Origin of the sequence: Nostoc sp. (assembly GCF_036917195.1) — a bacterium.
Lineage (GTDB): Bacteria > Cyanobacteriota > Cyanobacteriia > Cyanobacteriales > Nostocaceae > Nostoc.
In genome coordinates this window covers 1-25,122 of record NZ_JBALDG010000072.1, presented here as the reverse complement: position 1 = coordinate 25,122, position 25,122 = coordinate 1, and the positions used below count along the sequence as shown (strand labels likewise).

At 40.9% G+C, this 25,122-nt stretch carries 26 protein-coding genes; 16 read left to right on the top strand and 10 right to left on the bottom strand.

Features of this window, described 5'->3' with window-relative positions:
* The first annotated feature begins 94 nt into the window (after window positions 1-94).
* Both V7K40_RS24005 and V7K40_RS24000 read left to right on the top strand, forming a co-directional pair.
* Window positions 95-517 (top strand): hypothetical protein, encoded by a 423-nt coding sequence (locus V7K40_RS24005; RefSeq protein WP_334964179.1) that lies wholly within the window; start codon window positions 95-97, stop codon window positions 515-517.
* Between the two features lie 343 nt (window positions 518-860).
* Window positions 861-1,292 carry a hypothetical protein gene (locus V7K40_RS24000; protein ID WP_334964177.1) on the top strand — a complete coding sequence of 144 codons (432 nt, stop codon included), beginning with the start codon at window positions 861-863 and terminating at the stop codon, window positions 1,290-1,292.
* Between the two features lie 306 nt (window positions 1,293-1,598).
* Here V7K40_RS24000 and V7K40_RS23995 read toward each other — a convergent pair whose 3' ends face one another.
* Window positions 1,599-2,060, bottom strand: coding sequence for a helix-turn-helix domain-containing protein (locus tag V7K40_RS23995; RefSeq protein WP_334964175.1), 462 nt, complete (start codon window positions 2,058-2,060; stop codon window positions 1,599-1,601).
* A 108-nt stretch (window positions 2,061-2,168) separates the two neighbouring features.
* Between V7K40_RS23995 and V7K40_RS23990 the strand changes: the two genes are divergently transcribed.
* From V7K40_RS23990 to V7K40_RS23975, 4 genes are all read left to right on the top strand, one after another.
* Window positions 2,169-2,507 carry a hypothetical protein gene (locus V7K40_RS23990; RefSeq protein WP_334964173.1) on the top strand — a complete coding sequence of 113 codons (339 nt, stop codon included), beginning with the start codon at window positions 2,169-2,171 and terminating at the stop codon, window positions 2,505-2,507.
* 285 nt (window positions 2,508-2,792) lie between these two features.
* Complete coding sequence (locus tag V7K40_RS23985; RefSeq protein ID WP_334964171.1) at window positions 2,793-4,094, top strand: pitrilysin family protein; 1,302 nt, start codon at window positions 2,793-2,795, stop codon at window positions 4,092-4,094.
* 130 nt (window positions 4,095-4,224) lie between these two features.
* Window positions 4,225-5,085: a fructosamine kinase family protein gene (locus V7K40_RS23980; RefSeq protein WP_334964169.1), complete on the top strand. Its 861-nt coding sequence runs from the start codon at window positions 4,225-4,227 to the stop codon at window positions 5,083-5,085.
* 97 nt (window positions 5,086-5,182) lie between these two features.
* Window positions 5,183-5,419, top strand: a complete 237-nt coding sequence (locus V7K40_RS23975) for a hypothetical protein (protein WP_334964167.1) — start codon at window positions 5,183-5,185, stop codon at window positions 5,417-5,419.
* A 273-nt stretch (window positions 5,420-5,692) separates the two neighbouring features.
* Here V7K40_RS23975 and V7K40_RS23970 read toward each other — a convergent pair whose 3' ends face one another.
* Window positions 5,693-6,013, bottom strand: coding sequence for a TMEM14 family protein (locus tag V7K40_RS23970; RefSeq protein WP_334964165.1), 321 nt, complete (start codon window positions 6,011-6,013; stop codon window positions 5,693-5,695).
* Between the two features lie 87 nt (window positions 6,014-6,100).
* Here V7K40_RS23970 and V7K40_RS23965 point away from each other — a divergent pair, with 87 nt between their 5' ends.
* The 3 genes from V7K40_RS23965 to V7K40_RS23955 all read left to right on the top strand — a co-directional run bounded on the left by V7K40_RS23965 (window position 6,101) and on the right by V7K40_RS23955 (window position 10,584).
* Window positions 6,101-7,453 (top strand): ATP-binding protein, encoded by a 1,353-nt coding sequence (locus V7K40_RS23965; protein WP_334964163.1) that lies wholly within the window; start codon window positions 6,101-6,103, stop codon window positions 7,451-7,453.
* A gap of 416 nt (window positions 7,454-7,869) precedes the next feature.
* The gene (locus tag V7K40_RS23960; RefSeq protein WP_334964161.1) at window positions 7,870-9,159 is read left to right on the top strand and encodes a tellurite resistance TerB C-terminal domain-containing protein; all 1,290 of its coding nucleotides are present in this window, start codon (window positions 7,870-7,872) and stop codon (window positions 9,157-9,159) included.
* 96 nt (window positions 9,160-9,255) lie between these two features.
* Entirely contained in the window at window positions 9,256-10,584 is a 1,329-nt protein-coding gene (locus V7K40_RS23955) for an ATP-binding protein (protein ID WP_334964159.1), read from the top strand.
* Window positions 10,585-10,732: 148 nt separating this feature from the next.
* Here V7K40_RS23955 and V7K40_RS23950 read toward each other — a convergent pair whose 3' ends face one another.
* The 4 genes from V7K40_RS23950 to V7K40_RS23935 form a co-directional block, all read right to left on the bottom strand.
* On the bottom strand, window positions 10,733-11,215 hold the full coding sequence (locus V7K40_RS23950) for a cupin domain-containing protein (RefSeq protein ID WP_334964157.1): 483 nt from the start codon (window positions 11,213-11,215) through the stop codon (window positions 10,733-10,735).
* A 136-nt stretch (window positions 11,216-11,351) separates the two neighbouring features.
* On the bottom strand, window positions 11,352-11,939 hold the full coding sequence (locus V7K40_RS23945; protein WP_334964155.1) for a Uma2 family endonuclease: 588 nt from the start codon (window positions 11,937-11,939) through the stop codon (window positions 11,352-11,354).
* 152 nt (window positions 11,940-12,091) lie between these two features.
* A complete protein-coding gene (locus tag V7K40_RS23940) occupies window positions 12,092-12,313 on the bottom strand; it encodes a hypothetical protein (protein ID WP_334964153.1) in 222 nt (73 codons plus the stop codon).
* A gap of 37 nt (window positions 12,314-12,350) precedes the next feature.
* The gene (locus V7K40_RS23935) at window positions 12,351-13,523 is read right to left on the bottom strand and encodes an AGE family epimerase/isomerase (RefSeq protein ID WP_334964181.1); all 1,173 of its coding nucleotides are present in this window, start codon (window positions 13,521-13,523) and stop codon (window positions 12,351-12,353) included.
* A 337-nt stretch (window positions 13,524-13,860) separates the two neighbouring features.
* Between V7K40_RS23935 and V7K40_RS23930 the strand changes: the two genes are divergently transcribed.
* Window positions 13,861-14,745 carry an aspartoacylase gene (locus V7K40_RS23930; RefSeq protein ID WP_334964151.1) on the top strand — a complete coding sequence of 295 codons (885 nt, stop codon included), beginning with the start codon at window positions 13,861-13,863 and terminating at the stop codon, window positions 14,743-14,745.
* A gap of 31 nt (window positions 14,746-14,776) precedes the next feature.
* On the opposite strand, the gene V7K40_RS23925 is transcribed toward V7K40_RS23930, so the two are convergent.
* From V7K40_RS23925 to acs, 4 genes are all read right to left on the bottom strand, one after another.
* The gene (locus tag V7K40_RS23925) at window positions 14,777-14,926 is read right to left on the bottom strand and encodes a DUF4351 domain-containing protein (RefSeq protein ID WP_334964149.1); all 150 of its coding nucleotides are present in this window, start codon (window positions 14,924-14,926) and stop codon (window positions 14,777-14,779) included.
* Between the two features lie 9 nt (window positions 14,927-14,935).
* The gene (locus tag V7K40_RS23920) at window positions 14,936-15,694 is read right to left on the bottom strand and encodes a Uma2 family endonuclease (RefSeq protein WP_334964147.1); all 759 of its coding nucleotides are present in this window, start codon (window positions 15,692-15,694) and stop codon (window positions 14,936-14,938) included.
* 573 nt (window positions 15,695-16,267) lie between these two features.
* A complete protein-coding gene (locus V7K40_RS23915; RefSeq protein WP_334964145.1) occupies window positions 16,268-16,954 on the bottom strand; it encodes a tetratricopeptide repeat protein in 687 nt (228 codons plus the stop codon).
* Window positions 16,955-17,104: 150 nt separating this feature from the next.
* Window positions 17,105-19,078, bottom strand: coding sequence for an acetate--CoA ligase (gene acs / locus V7K40_RS23910; protein WP_334964143.1), 1,974 nt, complete (start codon window positions 19,076-19,078; stop codon window positions 17,105-17,107).
* Window positions 19,079-19,830: 752 nt separating this feature from the next.
* Between acs and V7K40_RS23905 the strand changes: the two genes are divergently transcribed.
* The 6 genes from V7K40_RS23905 to V7K40_RS23880 form a co-directional block, all read left to right on the top strand.
* Window positions 19,831-20,475, top strand: coding sequence for a restriction endonuclease subunit R (locus V7K40_RS23905; RefSeq protein WP_334964141.1), 645 nt, complete (start codon window positions 19,831-19,833; stop codon window positions 20,473-20,475).
* 29 nt (window positions 20,476-20,504) lie between these two features.
* On the top strand, window positions 20,505-21,254 hold the full coding sequence (locus V7K40_RS23900; RefSeq protein WP_334964139.1) for a Uma2 family endonuclease: 750 nt from the start codon (window positions 20,505-20,507) through the stop codon (window positions 21,252-21,254).
* 92 nt (window positions 21,255-21,346) lie between these two features.
* A complete protein-coding gene (locus V7K40_RS23895) occupies window positions 21,347-22,036 on the top strand; it encodes a hypothetical protein (RefSeq protein WP_334723448.1) in 690 nt (229 codons plus the stop codon).
* A gap of 64 nt (window positions 22,037-22,100) precedes the next feature.
* Complete coding sequence (locus V7K40_RS23890; RefSeq protein ID WP_334964137.1) at window positions 22,101-22,544, top strand: hypothetical protein; 444 nt, start codon at window positions 22,101-22,103, stop codon at window positions 22,542-22,544.
* Window positions 22,545-23,051: 507 nt separating this feature from the next.
* Window positions 23,052-23,468, top strand: a complete 417-nt coding sequence (locus V7K40_RS23885; RefSeq protein WP_334964135.1) for a hypothetical protein — start codon at window positions 23,052-23,054, stop codon at window positions 23,466-23,468.
* Window positions 23,469-23,479: 11 nt separating this feature from the next.
* A partial coding sequence (locus tag V7K40_RS23880) for a tetratricopeptide repeat protein (RefSeq protein ID WP_334964133.1) occupies window positions 23,480-25,122 on the top strand: 1,643 nt, incomplete at its 3' end.

Genomic DNA, 25,122 nt, shown 5'->3' with positions numbered 1-25,122 from the left:
GGGTCGTTTCTTTCATCAGGCTTTTATAACGTAAAAGCTAATCTAGTTAAGCATTATACCTTTTTTTGTCTTTTACTTTTGTTTAAGTCCCGCTATGACTGCTAACAACATCGAATCCTTTGAAACCACAGTAATTGAATCTACCGAATCGATAGTAATTGTAGAAATTAGTCCTCAAACCGACGAATTGGTAGAAACCGAAATGGCTGGCGAAAGTGATGAAGCCAAGCGCGAAACTAAAGCGCTGATTGAGGCACTAGAAAGACGTAGCCAAGCAGAGTCAGCAGGTACTCTCACGCGTGAAACCTATTTGAAAGCTGTGCGACAAGCACGGGAATTGATTGAAGGCAGGAAACTGATAGAACGCGATCGCTTACAAGACTCTTGGGCGATAATTCAGGATGAAGCTGAGAGAAACTGGCACTTAATAATGAAAGACTTAGTAGACTTCAGCTTTCGCCTGCAAAAGGCGGCTACTGCTGCTTGGGAAACCTTCAATAACCCTTACCCTCGTTAGTTCGATGAACCTCTTTCTGTGTTGAACTTTAGTTCAAGTCTGTCTCGATAGGCTTGGGTTAAGGCTTGCTCTTTTTCAAGTCTGTCCCTCTCTGAGTCGGCTACGTTGTATACGCAGTGAATTACCCCTCCCTAACCCTCCCCGATGTATTGGGGAGGGAACCGGAAATCTCATTTCCCCCCTTTATAAGGGGGGATTAAGGGGGGTGATACGACTTGTGTATACACGGTAGCCTTGTAATACCAATTTTATGTGAAGTTGACTTTATTCGCGTACTCCTGGTTTATCCCGTAGGTACAAGATATGAGATAATATTTATGAAATTTTCAACAACACACCACATATGAAACCACGAATTCTAATTTCAATGATTACAGTCGTTTCTTTGTGCAGTGTATTTTTTTCACCAACAGCTTACGCGACCTCGACCTACAACTACAAACCAGGTGAATACGTCGTTATTGTTCACGGTCGCTCTCCAAATGGACGTTACTCAATCGCCTCGCATGGTGAGGGCGATCTTGGCGTAAACAATTTTCACCTTTATTTGATGGATGCTCAAACAGGGAAAAAAATTGGTCCTCTCGAAGAAGTCAACGAAATACTTGATACAGGTGCCAACGCCTATTATGCAAAATGGTCAGCCGACTCTAGTCAAGTCTCCATTAGTTATCGAGTTGATAGACATGCCGCTGTAATGATTCGCTATTCTATTAAAGGCAGGCGTGCTTACATCATTAGTGGACCAACACCAATAGACAGGCTAGAACGATAATCTGTCTGAATATTGGGACTACGACGAGAGATTTAGTTTAAAATGAAGCTGCATAGAATAGGGTTTCAAGAATGAAATTATAAGATGACAATAAGCAGATTCGCTCTGGGGTTATTTTTTCAAGCAGTTGTTGCAAGCGAGTACGTAATTGTTCAAGTGTTGTAAAAACTTCACCTTGAAGTTGGTACTTAATAAATTCCCAAACTCGAAACTATGGGATTAAGTTCTGGGCTATGGGCGGGTTGACAGACCGGAATTAAATTTTCTGGCCAGCGCAATTTATTCGTCAGATGAGCGCCTGCTTGGTCAATTTGAATTAGGGCAATATCCTCGCCTGGGTAGTTTTAATTTCGTTTTGAGTCGGTAATCTACCCAGGAGTAGACTGTTGCATATGTCAGTTCTAGACCATACTCTGTTTTCAGCCATTCAACAATCTCTCCGTAACTTTTGAAACCTACTCCTAATTTCAGACGTTCCTTTAGTCCCGTTAACGCTTCTGAGGTTAAATGTGGTGTTTGTCCAGCAGCGGTTTTGACTTCGAGTAACTCCGATAACCCACCATGTCGATACTTTTGTAGCCATCGGGTTACTGTGGATGTATCTCGCCCCAAGCGATGCGCTAGTTCTTGATGCTGTTTTACTTGACCTGTTTTGAGCCACCACAAGATTTGTATTCGTTCTCTTTGCCTGGCAGTGCGAGTCTGTTTTAATTGTTTGTCTAAAAATTCTACACTCTCTTCAATCACGCTCTTCAAACTACGCGCCATAATATTCACCACCTGAGTGTCCTTCTATTCTATGCAACTTCACATAAAATTGGTATAAAGGGGAGGGAATTAGATGTTTTAGTTCCCCTTTCTAATGTTATTTTGGCGATGCCTGCGGCGGGCTACGCCTACGCATTTGTTGATTTAGGGTTCGCATTTATTGATTCGGCGTTCGCATTTGTTGATTTAGGGTTCGCATTTGTTGATTCGGCGATCGCATTTATTGATTCGGCGATCGCATTTATTGATTCGGCGATCGCATTTATTGATTTGGCGATCGCATTTATTGATTCGGCGATCGCATTTGTTGATTTAGGGTTCGCATTTGTTGATTTAGGGTTCGCATTTATTGATTTGGGGTTCGCATTTGTTGATTCGGCGTTCGCATTTGTTGATTTAGCGATACCTGCGGCGTGCTACGCCAACGCATTTGCTGATTGCACTTGAGTTGGAGAGGGACAGGCTTTGCGTAGTAAAACCTTTTAGACGCATTATTTTTGATTGTGGCACTCTCCACTCGAAATAAATATTTTTGCTTTTGGGCATAAATAAATTTATTTGCTCTGAAACTCTTTTTGCACCTTGTATTCTAAGTAAGTCGGTACAATAAAACCAAACTGTGTGAATAAAAATAAACAAGGCTCAAACTCTTTTTCCCCCTGCCCTCTGCTCCCCTGTCTCTTCGGTCACGGATAAGATAAAGAGGTAACGTAGCTCCTCACACAAGTAGCAATGACTTCAACCCTACGGAAATTTCCTCGTCTTAATACCCCAACGCTGCATCAGTTGCCCAATGGTTTGACAATCATAGCGGAGCAGATGCCAGTTGAAGCTGTAAACCTCAATGTCTGGATTAAAGTTGGTTCAGCGGTAGAATCTGATGCCATTAACGGTATGGCTCACTTTTTAGAGCATATGATTTTTAAGGGAACAGAACGACTGGCTAGCGGCGAGTTTGAACGGCGAATTGAAGAACGGGGTGCTGTTACCAATGCCGCTACTAGCCAAGACTATACTCATTACTATATAACCACTGCGCCTAAAGATTTTGCCGAGCTGGCTCCACTACAAATAGATGTAGTATCAAATGCTAGTATTCCTGATGATGCTTTTGAACGGGAGCGATTAGTAGTTTTAGAAGAAATTAGGCGTTCAGAGGATAATCCCCAGCGGCGGACATTTCGACGGGTGATGCAGACAGCGTTTAGCGAGTTACCTTATCGCCGTGCGGTATTGGGGCCAGAATCAGTGATTGCCGAACTTAAACCGCAACAGATGCGGGATTTTCATACTAATTGGTATCAACCCCAGTCAATTACTGCTGTAGCTGTGGGCAATTTGCCTGTGGAAGAATTAATTGCAACCGTTGCTGAAGGATTTACAAAACTCAGTACAGACGCGATTAATCGCGTCTCTCCCTACTCACCAGTACAGACGCGATTAATCCCGTCTCTGCCTCCTGAGTCACCATTTACAGAAATTGTCCGTCGAGAATTTGTAGATGAAAGTCTCCAGCAAGGAAGGCTAGTGATGGTTTGGCGGGTTCCAGGAATGACTCAGTTAGATCGCACCTATGGACTGGATGTTTTAGCAGGAATTTTGGGACACGGACGGACATCAAGACTGGTGAGGGATTTACGAGAAGAACGGGGATTAGTTTCTTCAATTTCTGTGAGCAATATGACCAATCAGCTGCAAGGGACATTTTATATTTCAGCTAAATGTGCAGTGGAAAATTTAGCAGAAGTAGAGGATGCGATCGCTCAACACATTCGCAAAGTTCAAACCGAGTTAGTCACAGAATCAGAAATTGCCCGTGTGCGGCGGCGAGTAACTAACAAATTTATATTTAGCAATGAAACACCAAGCGATCGCTCTGGGTTGTATGGTTACTATCAGTCCTTGCTGGGAGATTTAGAACCCGCCTTTAACTACCCAGATTATATTCAGAGCCAAGATGCAACTGACTTGATGCAAGCAGCCAAAAAGTATCTTTCCCCAAATGCTTATGGTGTAGTTGTCGTCAAGCCGTAAATTATAAATGGGGAATGGGAAGTGGGGAATAGGGAATTGGGTATTAGGCATTAATCAATAATTCTTCTTCCCCTGCCTCCCTGCTTCCCCTGCTTCCCCTGCTCCCTCATCCCCACTCCCCAATTTAATCATGTGGACTCAAATCGATGCTCATATTAGCCAGGTGACTGGCAAAAAATTTCAGAGTCAGCAACGGCGATCGGTTGGTGGCGGGTGCATCAACCAAGGTTATGCTGTTTCCAATGGTGAGATAACCTACTTCGTTAAGATTAATCAACCATCCGAAGTTGCGATGTTTGAGGCTGAGGCATTGGGTTTAGAGGAAATGCTAGCAACGGCTAGTATTCGTGTCCCAAAACCTTTAAGCTGGGGTGTAGCTGGGAATTCTAGTTACATCTTGCTGGAATGGTTAGAACTTGGTAGCAGTAACAGCAATTCGTGGGAAGAGATGGGGCGCAAGTTAGCAGCGATGCATCAAGCTAGCAGTAGTGAAGGTTTTGGTTGGAAAATAAACAATACTATTGGTTCAACGCCCCAAATCAATACTTGGACAGCAGACTGGGCAGAATTTTATATTAAACATCGCCTGGGTTATCAATTTCAGTTGGCAAGGCGACGGGGAGGAAATTTCCCTCAGCAAGAAAAATTACTAGCAGCTATCCCGCAACTATTGGCGCACCAGGTGCAACCTTCTTTAGTACATGGCGATTTATGGGGCGGAAATGCCGGGTGTACAGCCTCAGGAGAACCTGTGATTTTTGATCCAGCAACTTATTTTGGCGATCGCGAAGTTGATATTGCCATGACAGAATTATTTGGTGGATTCTCCGCAGCGTTTTACAAAGGTTACAACGAAGTCTTTCCTTTAGATGCAGGCTATGAGCAGAGAAAAACGCTCTATAACCTGTATCACATTTTGAATCACTTCAATTTATTTGGGGGCGGTTACGGTTCCCAGGCGAACCGGATGATTGACCAGATTTTGCGCTAAGTACAGCATTTCATTAATTCCTAGCGAATTAAATTTAGCAATACCCTGCAATGCCAATGTGTCGGGATGCATTGTTAATGCATCGGCCGCTTTATTAATGCGTCGGCTTGCATTGTTAATGCGTCAGCTTGCATTATTAATGCGTCAGCTTGCATTATTAATGCGTCAGCTTGCATTATTAATGCGTCGGCTTGCATTGTTGATGCGTCAGCTTGCATTGTTGATGCATCGGCTTGCATTGTTAATGCATCTCAATACAATGCCAATGCATTCCCTTGGAATCTTAATGCGTTCCCCTGCATTAAAAACGCTACGCTTTTACGCAAAACTGTAGTAAGTACTGGATTGCAGAAACACAGGAACACCCGATTGCTTAATTCATATGATGTCCGCCAAATTAGCCATAAGAAAAGAACCCCACCCCCAACCCTTAAAAACAGGCTCTTAGGTTAGCTCAAGCGTAGCTTTGGCTCTTTGGGCTTGGGGGTATTATGGTTAATTGCCCGAACATCATATCACTGCTGCAAATCATCACCTCCCTCACTCTGAAAGAACGCCTTAATAGGCAACAAAAAACAGGAGGATAGTTATTGCTTGGAGACTGATGCTACCTTAAAGCCACAAATTGATTCACCATCACCGCCAATGCCAAGATACCCAAAATCGTCATTAATCCCGCAGGCATAAACTTGCGTGTTTTAGCCAGTCGAAATCCAAAGACGACTACTAAAACAGCAGTAATTAACCCTGCTAAAATCGAACCCCAGGTTTGTCCTTGGAATTGAAAGTAAGCGGCAAGTATTAGTAATAAACCGCTAATGCTACCGCTTAGGAGTGAAACCTTACTTTTAGCCTGAATGTAGCCAATAATGCCACCAACAATCGCTAATATGCCGTAGGCAAGAGCAGCAATTATACTTAAATTCATTGTAAAAACCTATGTAGACTTTGACTTTACTGCTAAGGTCAGCAGACAATTTACCATAGTTATTTAGCTATACCACACAGTTTATTGATGGACAATCAAGCAATGCCAATGACAAATACTTCTTCATATACAAAGGTTCAATATCTCCAGCGCCAAGCAGCCTCACTTTTACTCTACCAGTCTGTTCTGCAAGGCGAAGTAGGGATGGCATTTCTGGAACTGTTGCAAGCTATACGTTACACTGACGCCGATGCACGCGGTTGCCTCCAAGCCTACGGCAGTTACTTCTACGCTTTGGCTGCTAGAAATCAAAACTGGGAAGACTATTTAATCACTCAACTTCTTTTCTCTGAGAATCCTTTTACAAGGCTGGCTGAAGTGCGAGAATTTGAAGATTTGCCCCCAGCTTTAGTAGCAGCAGTTGAGCATGATTTACAAATATTGCAAAGTCTCTATAAATGTAGCAGCGCTTCTTTGAGTGAGTGGATACAAGGCGTAGCTCATATGCCGATTTCACCAGTAGTGTGGTATAAAGAGCAAGAATTGGTAGAAGTAGAGATAAAGTTCGTTACATATCTACAACAGTTAGATAATTGGGGTGATGCTGTAGAAGAGTTAGCAGCTTATTATCGGCAATGTGGCTCTGGTTTATTTGCAGAATATCGCGCTTTACGCTGGCAAGCTGGGCAGTTTATCGGTATTCGATATTCTGATCCAGTTAAGCTGAGTGCCCTTGTAGGTTACGAGTCTCAAAGAGATGCTTTGCTAAAAAATACAGAGTTTTTATTATCAGGAGAGATGGCACTGCATGTATTACTTTACGGTAGTCGAGGTTCTGGCAAATCTTCTTTGGTGAAATCTTTGTTGAATGAATATAGTAATCGCAGCCTTCGCTTGTTGGAAGTGTCAAAATCTGATTTAAAAGACTTACCAGAAATTGTGGAACATTTACGGGGAGTGTCACAAAAATTTATCATCTTTGTCGATGACCTTTCATTTGAAGAAGATGATGATGCCTTTAAAGCCCTCAAGGTAGTTTTAGAAGGTAATTTAACCGCGCGACCTGAAAATGTAGTTGTGTATGCTACTTCTAATCGCCGCCACCTGATTCGGGAGTTTTTTGTAGATAGACCTGCACCTAAGGATAACGAGGAAATCCATGCCTGGGATACGATGCAGGAAAAACTTTCGTTTAGCGATCGCTTTGGTTTAACCTTGACCTTTGAACCAGCCAATCAGAAAACTTATTTAAAGATTGTACAACATCTAGCCGCACAAGCTGAAATTAATATTACTCAAGAAGATTTGGAATTTCAAGCATTACAGTGGGCAACTCGCCATAATGGTCGTTCTGGACGCACAGCACGGCAGTTTGTAGATTTTTTAAAAGCAGATTTAAGATTTAATGTAAATCAAGATACATTTAACACTTCTGATTAAAATTAGTTCATTGATGATTGCACTTTTTTGTTACTTACAGAACAATGTTATTTACCAGTAACTAAAACTAGAGATTTCAGAATGACTATGATACCAAATTTGGGAAAAATGTCTTGTTTCACCAAACAGAACAACAGATTGAAACTCTTTTTTAGTAAGTATTATTCTCTGTGTATTCTAATTACGAATTATGTTAGTGCAGCGTAAAGCCTTCTCTTCTCTCTACAGCCCTTCTCAAGACAGGAGACGCTGTTCGCGTTCGGGCATCCTACCGCAGGCGCTAGCCTCTGGCAATGTGAGAAGAGGAAACGCTGTTCGCGTTCGCTCGTTAGCGAGTCTGTAAGCGTCATTACGAATTATAAATTAGTATGAGAGCTACTTATTCTGATAATTTAACTACGCTAAAAACCAGCAATATGCAATCAGTAATGATCAGCAATCGATTTATCTTAGGGATAGTTGCCTTTAGTGTGAGTTTTGGCCTTAGCCTCGTCCCAAACTGGGATTTTAATAAAGCCTTTCTCACAGGTGTAATTACTGCCGTTATTATCTATGCAGCAGCATTATTTGTAGATAAGCGACGCAAAAATTATGAAATGTTTGTTTTAGGTTCTCTCCGCAAGCGAATTAAAGAAATGGAGGGATTGAAGGCTCGTGTTGTCAGAGAAATTAATCAAATCGAAGAACATCATAATTTATTATATGCTGAGTCACAACATCTGCAAAATCAAGTCACAGAAAGCCGTCACCAAAGGGATAGTATACATCGAGAATTAAGAACATTTGCCGGGCAAAAAAAGCAGTTAGAAACTGAAATCAATAATCTGCAAACTGAAATTAATAACTTGCAGAAAAATCAAGCAGAATTGAACAATGCTTTTTCTGTCCTCACAGCGGAGAAGCGCCGTCTAGAGTCGAATTGTAATGGCTCTCGCACTGAAATTACTCAGTTGCAAAGTCAAATTTCCCAACTCCAGCAAGAGAAAAAAGAAGTTGAAAGCAATTTAACTCTTTTGGGCAGACTCAAACCCCAATTAGAAGAAAAACTATACGAACTACGAATTGCAATTCAAGAACTAGAAGTTGAGATAAGCCAAAAAAATCAATTACTGGTAGCAACAAAAACCGAAAGAGAAAATATCCAAGTGATCCTGAATTCTTCACAAACCCAACTAGTAGAAAAAAAAGCTGAATTACAGGAGTTGCAAGGGCAAGTTACATTATTACAAGAAGAACGAGACTCATTACAAAATCAAGTATGGGAATTACTCCAACAAATAGAAACATTCAATCAAGAGCCTTTGTCTGAGAATTCCCAGGAAGATGATCCTGAATTGTTTCCTTTTTCTGAAATAATGGAAACTACAGCAATCACAGATACTTCAGAAATAGAGACATCAGAGAATATACCTGAAGAATGGACTAGTTTTTTAGAAAATTTTTCCCCATCTGAACTAGAAGTATTAAAAGCTATAGTCGAACAAGATAATCCCAAGGCTGCTATTAAAAAAATTGCTGAAGCAAACATCACTATGCCGAATCTGTTAATCGATTCTATAAATGAACGGGCAAATGATATTATTGGTGAATTAATTATTAATTCAAATTTAGAAATTCCAGAAGTTTACCCTGAGCATATGATGTATGTCAAAAAAATGATTGCAATGTATAAAGACTTTATGGCTAGACATGCTTCGTCAAATTAAATTATTATTGCTGTCGTCAGATTAGTAGTAAGGTGAATATGTGTCTTACCTATTTACTGCGTACTTCTGCGTTTAGAATAAAGTGATGTGTAATATATGGCAAAGCTCAAAATCTCGAAAAAAATCTCCACTGCTTTAATCAATTCCCTTGGTGCGGGGGTAGTACCAAGAGTAGGAGTTGAACATATAGCAGTAGGTCGAGAAAAAGAACTAAAAAGCCTATTACAAAATCTCGATGATATTGCAGAAGGTGTAGCAGCATTTCGCTTCATAATTGGTAACTACGGTTCTGGGAAAAGTTTTTTACTGCAACTAATTCGCAACCGTGCTATGGAGCAAGGTTTTGTAGTAGCTGATGCTGATTTATCCCCTGAACGTCGATTAGCAGGAAGCAACCATGAAGGTGTAGCCACTTATCGAGAATTAATGAGCCACCTAGCTACAAAAACTCGTCCTGATGGTGGTGCTTTAGTCTCGATTATAGAAGGATGGATTAATAAAATTCAACAAGAAGTGGTTAAAGAAACTGAAATACGTCCGAATGACGATGGCTTTGATGACCAAGTTGAATCGAAAATTAGGCAAGTAGTTCAGTATATTGAAGATTTAGTTCACGGTTTTGATTTTGGTAGCGTAATTATCGCTTATTGGCGTGGCTACCGATTGGATGATGATAATTTAAAAAATGCGGCGATGCGCTGGTTGCGTGGAGAATTTACTACTAAAGCTGAGGCGAAAGCAGCTTTAGGAGTACGCGTTATTATTGATGATGATAGTTGGTATGATTATGTAAAACTATTTGCGAAATTTGTAGCTGAAATTGGTTATAAAGGACTGTTAATTTTAGTTGATGAAGCCGTACATTTATATCAAATATCAACCACAGTCACGCGGGAAAAGAATTATAATCGACTTCTGGCAATGTTTAACGATACTATGCAGTGCAAAGCAGAACATCTTGGCATTGTTATTGGTGGAACAACTAAATTTTTAGAAGACCCCAAACGGGGACTTTTTGCAGACCAAGCTTGGCAAAGACGCACAAAGGAAAGCCGTTTTGTTACACAATCTGGCGTTCAGGAGTATTTGGGGCCAGTAATTCGATTGAACCCGTTGAGTGAAGTAGAAATTTTGACGCTTTTGCAGCATTTAACTGAGATTCATGCACTCAATTTTGGGTATGAACAGACTTTGACAAATCGTGAGTTGAAAGAGTTTGTGGAAGAAATTATTAATCGCTTGGGTGCAGAAGCATTACTCACACCAGGAGAAATTGTGCGAGATTTTATGAGTGTGCTAAATATTCTTCACCAAAATCCAGGAATTGCGTTTGGTGAATTAATTCATGGTTCTAAATTTAAACCTACTGCTATGGGTAAGGATGCAGATGTAGATGAGGATGGCGCAGCGGAATTTAGTTTGTAATTATTGCTAGTTAGAGCGTCTCCGACAGGAGAAGCAACTGACGCGACACAGAGAGAAGAAAGACAAGGAAAAATTTCCTTAATCCAAGCGTATTGTTTCAAATACTAATGAGTAAACCTATGACAAAAGTCGAAATCTATCATCAAATTCATCTGTTTTGAGGATTGATTAAAATAGCTTTTGGTTGATTAGCATTAAATAGAGAAGCAGCCAACAGAATAATCGGTTTGTTTGTTTGGTTTTCTCCATAATGAACTATTCCGACAGATTCAACTAAAGAATCTCCAACTGTAAGCTGTATAGTTTTCCCTTTTTGAAGAATCAATTCTGTGCCGTTAGCTTTCGTTACTTTAGCTTCTCCTTCTAAAACAGTAAAAGTTAAACTTCCCGCCTCTACTCGTGCAATCTGCATTCCCGGATGAGTATGAGTAGGGAGTTTTGTTCTTGGTGCGATGGTATAACGTACAAGCTCAAGAATCTGCTTTTGATCTTGAGTAGGATAACCACTCGCTAAAACTTCACGGTTAACAGATTTAGTGTAAGTATTGGGTGAGGAGATTTCTTGGCTCTTAACAACTACACTGCCAAAAGCTAGGATAGCTAAGGGGAGAATCACAGACAGTTTTCTCATATTAAAAGTTTTTTGTTTGGGCAATACCTTTAATTAAATCATTTTGTATTTAGTTTGTCTAATAAGCATAAGTAGCTTAACTCGCTTTAGAAGACGAGCGATGTCTACGACGGGCTATGCCTACGCACCAACAAAATTATTCACCTGCACTCTCTGGAAACAACCTACTCAAGTCCAATAATGCACCTTCAAATCCAGGAATCGCCACTGACTGGTTAGATAGAAAAATCTGCTTGCTGAGATAGCTAAACTCACTTTGAGCATTCTGATATGGCTGGCTATGACGCTCAAGTTGACGAGCCGGCAAATTCACAATCCAATAATCAGAAATTCTGGCTTCTGCATACAAAGACAGCTTGGTTGTTTGATCGTAATCTATGGTTTTATCCGAAATTTCGATTACTAACAAAATATCTTTGGGATAGGGATGATGAGCGAGATAATCTTCATCTCTTCCTCGTGCAATGACAACATCTGGCTCAGGCTCACTTTGATTAGGAAGGGTGATAGGATCTTGTCCACGGATGACTGCTTGATCACCTAAAAGCCGATCCAATTGACGGCATAGGATAGAACTACAAACTGTATGAGGTGTTCCCTTTGCTGTCATTTGAATCAGTTCTCCTCGAATTAATTCAATATGATTGGCCTCTGTCAGAAATCCGAGTTCAATCAATTGATGGTATTCCGCGATTGTAAATCGCTTAGGTGTTACAGCATTCATGACGTTTTTTAGTTTGTCTAATCACTTAATTTGCCAGTACTATTCAGGTAGTTTTTTGAGTACATTTTGAACCTCATCTGCCCTTTCTGGATTAAGTTCAATGTACCTTTCAGCCGCTATTTTGAGATATTTTTTGAATATATCTTGAGAAACTATTTTATCTTCATCAAGATGGCTAAAGCGAACCCATCAAATATATCATCCTCATCTTCGCAAGTAAATGCACACATGGCATATTCATCACCATAACCAGTAGCTTCAAGAAGATAATTTAATGCTTTAGGGAAAGAGATACCTTCTATTGCATTAAAGTATGACTTGACTATCCAAAGTGGATCGGTTCTATAGTCTATGTCAAATAATTGTCCGATCATAAAAAATAAGATGCGTTTTCCGTGAAGATTAAACTGACTAGAAACTTAACGCCTCAAATTGCTGCCAACAAAGGTACAATGCACGCGGTACGTGAAAACATCCTTTCCATTTGCCACCTTTAAGGTTCAACAATACTTCCCCACGCCGATTGAGATAGCCAAACCACTCACCGTATTCTGAATCAGCAAAGTGTGACCAGGTGTAATCGTGCATCTTTTGATACCATTCCCAACACACCTCACGCCCCGTCAGGCGATAGCCCATCGCTAATGCAACCAAAGACTCTAGGTGAACCCACCACAGCTTTTGATCCCATTCCAATTGTTGTGGGGGATGACCGTCTGCATCCATAAAGTAATACAATCCGCCATACTCACTATCCCAAGCAAAATCCAGGATATTTAACACCACATCAACGGCTTGGTTAATAGTTTTGGTATCGTTTTTGCGACGGGCGATGTCCATGATGAACCACATAGCTTCAATACCGTGACCTGGATTAATCAATCGTCCCTCAAAACAATCAATGTGGGAACCGTCAGGGGCAACGTTTTCGTACATTAGTCCCCGTTCTTGGTCGAGAAAATCGGTCATCACTTCGCGGACTGTCTCAGCTAAGACATTATCTAATGTTTCCTTTGGCAGCAACCATTCCATTTCTAAAGTCAGGTTGGCTAAAATCATCGGTACAGCCAATGATTTCATCGGGCGTGTGCCGGGATAGGTTTTATTATATTTGCCCTTCGGGTTGTCCTTGCGGCGTAATACGTTGTTATAAGCCTGCATTGCCACATCCTTTGCCCATTCTTCCCCCCCAGCGAGTGCATATTGACTAAATGCCATCGCTGCAAAGCAATCAGAAAAGATATTGTAAGGCTGAACCAGTGGTTTCCCTTCACGGGTGAGAGAAAAGTACCAGTTACCATCACTATCTCTACCATGTTGGGCGAGAAAATTAGCGCCATTGCTGGCGATTTTCAACCAGTTTTCGCGTTTTTCTAGCTGGTTGCAAAGCATGGAAAAAGTCCACAATTGGCGGTTTTGCAGCCAGATGAATTTGTCTGTATCATAAATTTTGCCGTAGCGATCGAGGCAGGTGAAATAGCCGCCTTGCTGCCAATCAAGGGAGTGTTTTTCCCAAAATGGAAGGACATCGTTGAGGAGGGCGTTTTTGTAAAGTTCAGCGATTGCTTGAAAGTTATGCTCCATAAATTTCCTCCCCTTTTGTGCTAAAGCTAACAGCTTAACAGTTATCACATTTTCGCTCGAATATGGAGCGTAGGCGTAGCCCGTCGTAGACATCGCCTCACTTTCTGACAAGATTTCGTTAGCAGCAGTTATACTTCTATCTTGTATCTTGCACCATTCTCAATAACCGTAGGGGAGCCAGTGCGGTGAGGCAGCTCCCGTCTTGGCGGTTCCCGGGGGGACTGCCGTTAGCGCAGCGGTAGCGACGTAGGAGCGTCACCCGAAGGGTCTTGAGTAGAGCAACTGGCCTTGGGCATTATAGCGTCCACTTGACAAGTTTTTTAGATATGAGGTTGTTATGAGTCAGATTGAACGAGTTGCGATCATTGGAGGAAATCACGGTAATGAGTTAACAGGAATACATCTAGTCAAAAGGTTTCAGCAATATCCTAATTTAATCAACAGAGCAAGTTTTGAAACTCTGGCATTACTTGGCAATCTCAAAGCTATTGAAGAAGGTAAACGATACATTGACAAGGATTTAAATCGCTGCTTCACCAATCAAGGCTTACAAAATCAGCAACTCTCAAGTTATGAAGATACGCGAGCAAAAGCAATCCAACAGATACTGCAACCGCAAAATCAGCCCTTTGTAGATGTAATTGTTGATTTGCACAGCACAACTGCCAACATGGGGTTAAGTCTGATTTTTTGTGATCTGCATCCTTTCTTACTTCGGTTAGGCGCTTATTTAAGTTCTATCAATCCGATGGTAAAGGTTTTTGTTAATCAACAATCTAGAGAAGGTGGTTTTCTCCGTTCTTTGTGCGAATTGGGTTTTGTTATAGAAGTTGGTGCTGTGGCTCAGAATATTTTAAATGCAGAATTATTTCAGCAAACAGAGCAGCTTATTTATGCAATTTTAGATTACTTTGAAGGGTGCAACCAAGGTAATATTCCGCAGGGAAACAGCACGCTTACACTTTATCAATACATTGAGACTATCGATTATCCTAGAAGCGATGCCTACGGCGGGGAAATTCAAGCCATGATTCACCCCCAGCTTCAGTTTAGAGATTATGAACCTCTGAATCCAGGCGATCCAATGTTTCTCACTTTTGAAGGAAAAGATATTTTTTATGAGGGAGAGTTTACCGTTTATCCTATTTTTATTAATGAAGCAGCTTACTACGAGAAAGGAATTGCGATGTATCTAACTCAAAAACAACAAGAGGTAGTTTAAGAAGCGTTGCATAATAGGAAAAGCCAGTAGTTTAATTTATTCGCCCTTTTAACCAAGATTGCAAATCAGCCAAGGTAGTAAAATCAAGCAATGCATCGCTCAATTCTTCGAGAATAAGTAAAGGTAAACCAGAAATTGAGAAGCGCATTTCCTCAGATAGTTCTCCAAGCCGCTTAGTCAATAATGTTTCTTAATCCAACATTTCTGGGTCAATTCCTAAAGCGTTAAGTTGTTCAATAGAGAGCGATCGCAATTTCTCTACAATTCTCTCCCGCTTTTGTCGCTCAATTACAGCCCGTTCCTCACCCGTTAACAATAAATTTCCTTGTGCATCCCACCAGCGTAACCAAGGTAACTCTGCATTCTGATAAAATCCTTGCCAGATTCCCAACTCTACCCCCATAGGAGCAATTGGGTAATGTCCGCGTTCATTGGGTTTCATCAGTTGATAAGTATTATCGACTAGGTGGTAAACTTCCACCTGCGCTTTTGCTACTTCATAAATTCCATAATAAGGCACTCGAATTGCTTGCTCATAAACCCAAAATTTACCAACATTTCCACCTTCTCCTTGAGATGGCGGTGTATTATCTCGTTCTTCTGAACCGTCTCCAGAGACAAATTCCAATACAATCAAGGGTGCAATATACTCCTTCCACAGGACGTATGAACGCCGCATTTTACCGTTAAGAGTCGGTGATACATTGGGTACATAAAACCAGTCTGGTGCCTCAGCGCCCTTCTCAGGAGGATCTGTCAATCGCCAGTAGATGCCAGAATCTTGTCCAATACAATATTGACCGTCAGGATGGCGTTGTTCTAAAACAGGTTTAATTGAATCTGTAATTAAGATACTTTGCGGATGCTCCTGAAGATTTTTCACGAATGTACCATCTGAGTCTGGTAACTGGGTATGGTCAGGTAAAGTTAATACCGATAGGGAAGTCATAGGCACAATCAAAGGTTTGTCTGATTCTTGTTGTAGATTGCTATTTTACTATTTTTGAATAGACGCGCTACTAGGTTAGATACCATTTATATAAGAAAAGTCAATCTTTCTATATGAAAAAAGCTATTACGATTATTGCGGATATTCTCTATATCCTCACAATCATTTGTATTCGACTTAATTATAGATAATAGAAAACGAGAACCTATTACTCGTAAATCATATGGTATTACATAAGTTGGTATATCAAAAATCCATCCGGTGCCTGCCCATACAGTATTTTCCGAACGTTCCCACACTACCCTTGTGTATCTACCATCCAAGTGAAAAATTACTCTTACATTTTCTCTGGCTAACAGAAATCTTTCATTCATTAAAATAATTATGTTTCAATGCTTTTAAGAGGGTGGGCAACATGCCCAACCCACAATAATTACAAACCAGATACGACTCACCCAAATGCCAAATCCCGCAGCAACTGCCGCATAATACCTGCTCGCATTATTGGCAAAGCATCCTTAAAGCTAATCGTCAGCAAGTCTTCTTAACTTTTACCACTGAATAATATAATTTTCATGAAACATTAGGCTGATCTCCAGCTTTGATCTCTCGTAAAATTCGTTCGACTTGGTTAACTTTTTCACCTCTATTCTGTGCTTTAAAAATATCTAAAGCTTTTTGTAGAGAAGATAGTGCCTCATCTTTTTTATTTGTTTGCCACAATGCCAGTGCAAAATTAGTCAGCCCCTCGCCATAATTAGGATTAATTTTTAGAGCTTTTTTATATTCAGTAATCGCTTCTTCCCAGCGACTTTCGCTAGCATAAACAATACCGATCGCATTGTAGGCTAGAGCATATTTTGGCTGGATGCGAATGGCTTCTCGATACGAGCTAATTGCTTCTTCTGATTTCTTTTGCCGAAAAAGCACATTTCCCAGTTGAAAGCGTCCAAAGGCATCGTCTGGAAATTTTTTAATTAACTTGCGTAAATTTTCCTCTGCACCTGTTAAGTCTCCCTGATTAAATGAAGCATTGGCTTGTTGCATCATCTGCGATCGCTCTGATGATCCTGTGTCTGGAGCTTGAGCCTGTGCTAGTTTTTGTGGTTGTCTCTGTGCATACTGTTCAGGGGAGTGCAAAGAAACTTTTGCTGGAACCGCTAATACTAGTGGTGATATCCCCATTACAGTGATCATACTCAGCGTCATGCCGCTAAAAGATTGAACAAATGCTGATTTAGGTTTGTACTTCAACTTCATTGCCCTGAGTGCCTCAATAATGTTCTAATCTTTATAATAAATTGAGGTGCGTTAGCGTGTAATGCATCAATTGAGGTGCGTTAGCGTGTAATGCATCACAAGATAAACGGGGCGCAGATATATGCACCCCTACTAGGCTCATGGAATTATTTACGTACCTTGCCGTAATTTATCCAACACGCTTTTATCTTCCAATGTCGAAATATCCCCAGATACCTCTTCACCCGCAGCTAGATTCCGCAGTAATCGGCGCATAATCTTACCTGATCGCGTTTTAGGCAAAGCATCGGTAAAGCGAATTTCTCCTGGACGAGCGATCGCACCAATTTGTTTGACAACGTGCTGTTTGAGTTCTTTACTCAGTTCCTCACTTCCCTGATAAGTGCCTTCTAGAGTTACAAAAGCAACTACTTCTTCACCCTTAAGTTCATCTGGTTTACCCACTACCGCCGCTTCTGTAACCGCTGGGTGAGAAACCAAGGCTGATTCTACTTCCATTGTACCGAGCCGATGTCCTGACACATTCAGTACGTCATCCACACGACCCGTTATCCAAAAGTAACCATCTTCATCGCGTCTGGCGCCATCACCAGCAAAGTAAGTATAGTTACCATCTTTGGGTGGGATGTGTTCCCAGTAGGTGCGGCGGAAGCGTTCTGGATCGCCGTAGACTGTCCGCATCATTCCTGGCCAAGGATGTCGCACCGTCAGATAACCGCTTTCGTTATTGGGTACGGTGTTTCCTTCTAAATCTACGATATCTGCGATAATTCCTGGGAAGGGAAGAGTTGCTGAACCCGGTTTGGTGGGAATTGCTCCTGGTAACGGTGTAATCATGATTCCGCCTGTTTCCGTTTGCCACCAGGTATCAACAATTGGACAACGTTCACCACCAATTACTTTGTGATACCACATCCAAGGCTCCGGGTTAATCGGTTCGCCGACGGTTCCTAGTAAACGCAACGAAGACAGGTTTCGCGCATTAGGATGTTGTTCTCCCATCTTAATAAATGCTCGAATTGCTGTAGGTGCAGTATAAAAAATATTGACACCATATTTTTCAATCACATCCCATGTACAACCAGGATTAGAAGCACGGGGCGCACCTTCATACATCAGGCTCGTTGCACCGTTGGAAAGAGGGCCGTAGACAATGTAGCTGTGTCCAGTAATCCAACCTACATCGGCGGTACACCAATATACATCTGTATCTTGCAGGTCGAATATCCACTTGGTGGTCATGTGGGTATATAAATTATAACCAGCAGTTGTATGCACTATCCCCTTCGGTTTGCCGGTGCTGCCTGAAGTGTAAAGGACAAACAGCATATCTTCACTGTCCATTGGTTCGGCGGGACAATCTGCTGATACTCCTTTTTGCAAATCATGCCACCAATGATCGCGTCCGCCCAACTGCATATAAGTTTCTTGTCCGGTACGCTTGACAACTATGACGTTTTCTACACTGGGAACAGCACCATCAGCTAAGGCTTTATCTACCTGTTCCTTGAGAGGAACGATCGCATCTTTGCGCCAACCACCATCAGCCGTAATTACCAGTTTAGCTTTAATATCAATTAAGCGATCGCGCAAAGCTTCAGCACTAAAACCACCAAATACCACACTGTGGGGTGCGCCAATTCTGGCACAAGCTAACATGGCGATCGCAGCTTCGGGAATCATCGGCATATAAATACCAACGCGATCGCCTTTTTGTACACCCAGTTGCTTCAATACATTGGCGAATTGGCAAACTTCTCGGTGCAGTTGGGCATAGGTGAGGGTACGCGAATCTCCTGGTTCTCCTTCCCAAATCAATGCTGCTTTATTCTTACGCCAAGTAGTGAGATGTCTGTCAAGGCAGTTGTAAGAAATATTAATCTTACCGCCAACGAACCATTTAGCAAAAGGCGGTTGCCAGTCTAATACTGTATCCCATTTTTGGAACCATTCTAATTCTGTTGTAGCCAAATCTGCCCAAAATTGCTGCGGATCAGCTTTGGCTTTAGCATAGAGACGCTGATAGTCATCCAGGCTTTTGATATGGGCATTCTGTGAGAATTCGGAGGGAGGATGAAAGAGGCCGTTCTCTTGTGGGATTGATTCTATACTTGGTTGAGACATGATTACATTTGCAAACGGTATTGTTACTGAAAACTATTTTTAGCTTAGTTGTGCCAGACAGTGTTTAAATTTTCCTGAAGCTGAATAGAAATTGCAAGGTATTTAGCTTACATCAAGCAAAACCAAGCAATAATAGGACTTACCGCACAAGTTACGGAATAACGAACCGCAGAGGCACAAAGGGCACGGAGAAATCAGAGTTTGAGAGATATTTTGCGTAAGTCCTAAATAAAAAAAGTTATGATATTTACAGGTCATTGAGCCTGAGAGTATTTTGACATGAAAAGATACAAGTGTGGTGCAAAGCACATACTATACCGCTTGTAGTTGAGAATAGGGTGCGTAAGCCGCTATTATTGCCAAAATCAGACTTTCACCTCGATTTAATTGGGAAGAAGTTATCTTGTCATCCCCTGAGAGTTTATCAATTTAAACAAATTGGATAAATTCAAATAGAATCCATTATTGAAGCAAAAGTTATCACTAAATCTCTATTAGAATACTAATGTGAATCTGAAGCGGTCGGCATCCGAATCCGTGGCTTTATTCCTCTTCAAGAAGCTTTAGATATTACTGACAGGTTGTTAAAGAGTAAAAGCTTGTCTGTAACACCTATAAAGCAAGGAGTAAAGGTGAATATATCTTTAAACTAGGAATGCTGCTTGTATATTGGATTTAAAAATTAAAATGTTACCGTCTCTACTGACAATGTTACAAAATGTAAATAGTCTTTACAAACAACGCCTGAAACTATGACAGTTACTGTCGAAGCTAGCAGCCTATCTCTCAACGATGTTCATCGCTTTCTTAAACTAGAAAAGCTTTCAAATGCTTCATTTACAGACTTCTTAAGTCTAGAACCACTCTCTGAGTTTGAACAGCAGGATTTATTGCGAATCAGAAGCGACTTTGAACGTTATTTAAATGCAGGTAAAATTTCTGAGGGTTTGGTAAAATTCTTAACGATTGCACCCTTGATGCGGTTAGCTGGCTTTTACGATGTGCCGATTCGGTTGACAATGGAAGATAGCATTGCGATCGCAGCCGAAGATGAAGACAGACGAATTACTGGACGGATGGATATTTTAGCAATCAACAGTCCTCAAAGTAATATTGCACCGCTATTTTGGGTTGTGGTTATTGAAACGAAAAACAGTGCGATCGAAGTAGGTGAGGGTTTACCTCAATTACTCACTTATGCTTTTAAAAGTTTAAATCAACAACCATCTGTTTGGGGACTGGTAACTAACGGACTGCGTTATCAATTTGTTTATTTAAGAGATGATCAACAGCCAACTTATCAGTTAATGCCATTATTAAGTTTGAATGAATCTCCAGATGCAGTAGAGTTCTTACAAGTTTTCAAAGCCATCTGCAAGTTACCAAATTTTCAGTAAAATGAATGTAAATCGCGGGGCGATCGCTGATGTCTGAACCTGCTACCTTAGAATTCATCTCTGATGGTATTTCAGAGGATGAAGTTGTATTTCCTCCTGGTGATATACTTAGTGACGAACCACCCTTGGAAAGTGACCTGCACCGTGACCAAATCGATTTGCTGATTCGCATACTCAAATTGTGGTGGCGAGAGAAGCAGGATTTCTATGCTTCTGGCAATTTGACGATTTACTACAGTCCTAATCAGAAAAAATCAGAACATTTCCGTGGGCCAGACTTTTTTGTAGTTTTGGGAACTCAGAAAAAAGACCGTAAGAGTTGGGTAGTTTGGCAAGAAGACGGCAAATATCCAAACTTGATTGTGGAAATTTTGTCAAATTCAACAGCCGCAGTTGATAAAGGCTTAAAAAAACAAGTTTACCAAGATACCTTCCGTACACCGGATTATTTCTGGTTTGACCCTGTAACATTGGAGTTTCAGGGATTTCATCTAGTTGATGGTAAGTATCAAGAAATTCAAACCACCACTGATGGACGTTTGTGGAGCCAGCAGTTAAAACTTTACTTGGGAGTTTATGAAGGTAAATTAAGATTATTCACTACTGAAAATCAATTAATATTATCATCTGAAGAACTAGCTGAACAAGAAAGTTTACGTGCCCAACAGGCAGAAGAACGTGCCCAAGAGGCAGAAGAACGTGCCCAACAAGCAGAGCAAGAAATTGTTCGATTGCGGGAGATTTTACGTACACAGGGCATTGAACCAGAGAATATTTAATGACATCAGGAAATTAACTAAAGGCATTTTCAAGTTAAAATCTAGTTATAAGTGTGTGAAAAAAGCGTTATCTTCTGAAAGTAGGGCATCGTTTGCAAGCAAAAGAGATTAAGGATAAGCTAAAGTCCCTTACCCTGCAAGCCTCCTCGATAGATCCGGATTTAGCGAGAAGATTAGACGAAATCAATCGTTGGGTAAAGAATATCAAGCCAGGTTCCCTGACTGCAAAACCTTTTGTGATTGCATTTCTCTTAGAGGTGATTACGGATTCTACAATTTGGCTGATTGTGAAATCCTTACCTTCGGAAGAAGAACAAAAAGCAAAGTTCGATCAAATGACGCCGATTGAGAGATATTGGTATAGTTATCTTTTTCCTAGATGGATTAATGCAAGTGACTCCAAATTTTATATTTGGAAACAAAAATTGATGGGAGGCGAATTTAATCAGGTTGATGATGATATAATTAAATCAATAGCCCAAGATATTGTTCAGCGTGAAGGTAGTTTTTGGCAGCGTTATATTGCCGACCTTTCAATGGCAACAGATTTAATTGTTAGTCGTAACAATCAACCACTGTGCATTCAAGTTACCAGTGTCTCAGAAGAACTTAATTACCAAAAGTATCAAGCTTGGCAAAATACACTGCGCTCGTGGGAAATAGAGAGAGGACTGTTCTTAAGTTACAATCCCAAGGACGCTAATTTTGTTAATCAGTTAGTTAATGTGGCACTGTATAACAGTGATTATCTTTCTGGTGGTAAATATTTAAAATTTTCGTGAACTTCCATTTGATGTTCCCAATTTTGATTCCAGCATACATACCTATCTGCTAATTACAGCTTTTATGCTTAATAAAAGAGAAACTCACAGCTGCAACAATCAAGTAGATGCATTTGCTGAAGCTTTAGCAACAGCACGACAAATGCAGCAAAACTGGCTAACTTACGGGGTTGATTTTGTCAATTTTTACGTTGAAGATGTAGATGGAGACTGGCTAGAAACCTGGGGACATGACGAAATATTAAGTAATTCTCGATTAAATGCTATTAAAGAATTTTTGGTGAGTGATGAGAGTGTAGCTGTCAAGGTAAGAGAGCATTTAGGAGAGCGATCGCTATTTGATTTCGCAGTAAACTTAGAAGAATCTTGGAAAATTTCTGAAACTAATGACAGGTTATCTGCTGTGCGAAGGTTATTAGCTGGTGAAGAAAATAGTGTTGATGCAGATGATATTAGGTTAGAGGATTTAGCAAATAATCTGTTGGTAAAGTTGGCAGAGATTTTGTGAAATTTTGAATTAATTACAGCATATATTAGCTGAATTGAATACAAGGTTAGTAGGGTAATACAGCTGTGCTACCCTACTAATTATCTATTATTAGAATAAAGTTATAATCCAATACGCTTGGGTTAAAGCCAAAAAGCTTAACTTGCGTAGGTTGGGTTGAGGGACGAAACCCAACATTATCGGCACTTTGTTGGGTTTCACTACGTACCCCTACGGGGAAGCAAGCTACAACCCAACTTACATATATCCTTAACCCAAACGTATTGAGTTATACAGCAGTTTTCATGTATTTGAACCACATCTATCGTAGGGGCACAGCAATGCTGTGCCCCTACCGCGTGGTCTATTTACCTGAAAATAGCTGTAATTTGTCGCCACTCAAGTAACTTCCTGAAAAGTTAGATCCCCGACTTCTCGAAGAAGTCGGGGATCTAAACATGTATGTTTATGGAATAAAAACATCTGTTATTGTATCCATCAGTGTGTCGCTGGATAAGGAAGCATATTTTGGAACCAATTACAGCTAGTGCGATCGCAACTCTTGCTTTTACTAAAGCATTTGAGAAAACTATCGAGAAATTCACTGAAGCAGCCCTTGTAAAAATGGACGAGCTGCGAAAAAAGATTTGGGGTAAATTACGGGGAAATCTGAAAGCAGAAACAGCCCTCGTTGCTGCTGAAAAAGGCTCGAAACCCGATTTAGACAGGGTTGCTGCTTACTTGCAGATAATTTTACATGAAGAACCAGAGTTTGCTAAAGAAGTAGAAACACTGGCTCGTGAAATTCAGGCTGGTAAGATAGTAGACAATAGCAATATGACCCAAATCAATCAAGATAATGCCAAGGGATGGCAAACTAAAGTTGAGGGTGGAACAGTTTATCAAGGCGATATTAACATTCATCATGCATCCCCCAATTCTTGAATTGAGCCATCATGAACCAAAGCAACCAGGATAATGCCAAGGGCTGGCAAACTCAGGTTGAGGGTGGAACAGTTTATCAAGGCGATATTAGTATCTACAATTCCCCTACTGGGCAGTTACACTCATCTCCTCCAAATAATATTCCTTATCGGGGTGTCGCCAACTTTGTCGGGCGGGATGAGAAACTTGTAGAACTACATAAAAAGTTGCTGCAAAATGACAGCGCAGCAATTTTGGCTGTGGCTGCTATGGGAGGAATCGGTAAAACTGAACTGGCGACACAATACGCACAGCGCTATAAAGTTAATTATCCTGGTGGGCTTTGCTGGTTAGATACCAGAAAACCAGATTTAGCAGTAGAGATTGTGGAGTTTGCTCGGTTTTACATGAAACTGGAAGTACCGCAAACTTTATTGACTTCCCAGGAACAAGCAAAATGGTGCTGGCATAATTGGCAACCACAAACAGGGTTAGTCTTGGTAGTATTGGACAATGTTGACGATGTGACTAACTGGGAAAATTCTCGCCAAGTCCTGCCAACAGATAACCGCTTCTGTATATTGATGACAACTCGGTTGCGAAATCTTGGTTCAACAGTTCAACAGATAACTTTGGATGAACTCTCACCAAACGATGCTTTGAATTTGTTGACAGCTTTGTTGGGTGAGAATGATAGGCGAGTGCAACGGGAACCACAAACGGCAGCAAATTTATGTAAATCGTTGGGATATCTGCCTTTAGGTTTGCAATTAGTCGGCGCGTATTTGGCAGAAGATCCAAATTTATCTTTGACAGAGATTTTACAACGATTACCAGCCCAACAAAAATCTCAATTGGAAGCCGTATTTGAATTAAGCTGGCAACAACTCGATTTTATGACACAGCGTGTCGGTGAGTTGTTAAGTTTATTTGCCCCAGATATCATTCCTTGGCAAATAGTTGAATCTGTCAGTCAGCAGCTAAATTGGGTGAAGGCAGATGTTGACGAGGCGAGAAAGCAACTTTATCAGCGCCATTTAATTCAAAGCGTAGCAGAAGCAGAAAGTTGCTATAAAATTCGTCCTTTAATTAGGGAGTTTTTGCAAGGGAAGTTGGTAGGGTTAAACACAGCCGATGACTTCAAAAAAGCCTTTGCCGCAGCATTAGTAGAAATTGCTGAGAAAATACCTCAATCTCTCACACTTGAGGATATTAAGTCAGTGCAACTAGCAATTCCCCATTTAACTGAGGTGGCACAAAATCTGATTGATGCTGTGGAGAATGAAAATTTATATTGGGTTTTCACTGGCTTAGGCAAATTCTATGAAGGACAAGGTTTGTATACCCTTGCAGAACCTTGGTATCAGCAAGGATTATCAACGGTGCAAACTCATTTGGGAGATGCACATCCCAATGTCGCCGCCAGCCTGAACAACCTGGCATATCTCTACAATTCTCAAGGACGTTACGACCAAGCCGAACCCCTGTTTCTGCAAGCTTTAGAACTTTTTAAACGCCTGCTGGGAGATGCACATCCCAATGTCGCCGCCAGCCTGAACAACCTGGCATTACTCTACAATTCTCAAGGACGCTACGACCAAGCCGAACCCCTGTTTCTGCAAGCTTTAGAACTGAGAAAACACCTGCTGGGAGATGCACATCCCCATGTTGCCAC